The sequence below is a fragment of the Nocardiopsis sp. NPDC101807 genome, from assembly GCF_044766605.1.
GTDB lineage: Bacteria > Actinomycetota > Actinomycetes > Streptosporangiales > Streptosporangiaceae > Nocardiopsis > Nocardiopsis tropica.
Genome location: NZ_JBIWMK010000020.1, coordinates 1267 through 2815, shown reverse-complemented (window position 1 = coordinate 2815; position 1549 = coordinate 1267). Strand labels below are relative to the sequence as shown.

1 rRNA gene (cut by a window edge) is annotated in these 1549 nt (G+C 57.3%); it reads right to left on the bottom strand.

Annotation, left to right across the window (positions count from 1 at the left end):
* Positions 1 to 26: 26 nt before the first annotated feature.
* A 23S ribosomal RNA gene (locus ACIRPH_RS31795) occupies positions 27 to 1549 on the bottom strand; its annotated part runs 1266 nt beyond the window's last position; the annotation flags it as partial.

Sequence of the window (1549 nt, the reverse complement as noted above, 5' to 3'; positions counted from 1 at the left end):
TGTGCGCGAACATCCAATTATCTGCAGCGGACAAGCCCTCGGCCTATTAGTACCGGTCAGCTCCACCCCTCACAGGGCTTCCACACCCGGCCTATCAACCCCGTCGTCTACAGGGAGCCTTACCCTCTCAAAGGAGGCAGGAGACCTCATCTCGAAGCAAGCTTCCCGCTTAGATGCTTTCAGCGGTTATCCCTCCCGAACGTAGCCAACCAGCCATGCCCTTGGCAGGACAACTGGCACACCAGAGGTTCGTCCGTCCCGGTCCTCTCGTACTAGGGACAGCCCTTCTCAAGTCTCCAACGCGCACAGCGGATAGGGACCGAACTGTCTCACGACGTTCTAAACCCAGCTCGCGTGCCGCTTTAATGGGCGAACAGCCCAACCCTTGGGACCAACTCCAGCCCCAGGATGCGACGAGCCGACATCGAGGTGCCAAACCATCCCGTCGATATGGACTCTTGGGGAAGATCAGCCTGTTATCCCCGGGGTACCTTTTAGCCGTTGAGCGACACCGCTTCCACACGCCGGTGCCGGATCACTAGTCCCAGCTTTCGCTCCTGCTCGACACGTCCGTCTCACAGTCAAGCTCCCTTGTGCACTTACACTCAACACCTGATTACCAACCAGGCTGAGGGAACCTTTGGGCGCCTCCGTTACTCTTTGGGAGGCAACCGCCCCAGTTAAACTACCCACCAGACACTGTCCCCGAACCGGATCACGGTCCAAGGTTAGATGCCCGAAACAGTCAGAGTGGTATTTCACCAACGCCTCCACCGCCACTAGCGTGACAGCTTCACCGGCTCCCACCTATCCTACACAAACCATCCCAAACACCAATGTCAAGCTATAGTGAAGGTCCCGGGGTCTTTCCGTCCTGCTGCGCGAAACGAGCATCTTTACTCGTAGTGCAATTTCACCGGGCCCATGGTTGAGACAGTGGGGAAGTCGTTACGCCATTCGTGCAGGTCGGAACTTACCCGACAAGGAATTTCGCTACCTTAGGATGGTTATAGTTACCACCGCCGTTTACTGGCGCTTAGATTCCCAGCTTCGCAGGAGCGAACTCCCACTAACCGGTCCTCTTAACGTTCCAGCACCGGGCAGGCGTCAGTCCGTATACAGCGTCTTACGACTTCGCACGGACCTGTGTTTTTAATAAACAGTCGCTTCCCCCCGCTATCTGCGACCCCACCCAGCTCAGACCGCAAAGGCCATCACCAGACAGGGCTCCCCTTCTCCCGAAGTTACGGGGACAATTTGCCGAGTTCCTTAACCATGGTTCACCCGAACGCCTCGGTATTCTCTACCTGACCACCTGCGTCGGTTTAGGGTACTGGCCACACACGAACTCGCTAGAGGCTTTTCTCGACAGCATGGGATCACTCACTTCACCAAAAACGGCTCGGCATCACGTCTCAGCCTCAACAGGGGGCGGATTTGCCAACCCCCCAGCCTACACGCTTACCCCCGGACAACCACCGCCGGGTAGAGCTACCCTCCTGCGTCACCCCATCACTTACCTACTACAAGCTCGGATCCCAGACCGGAC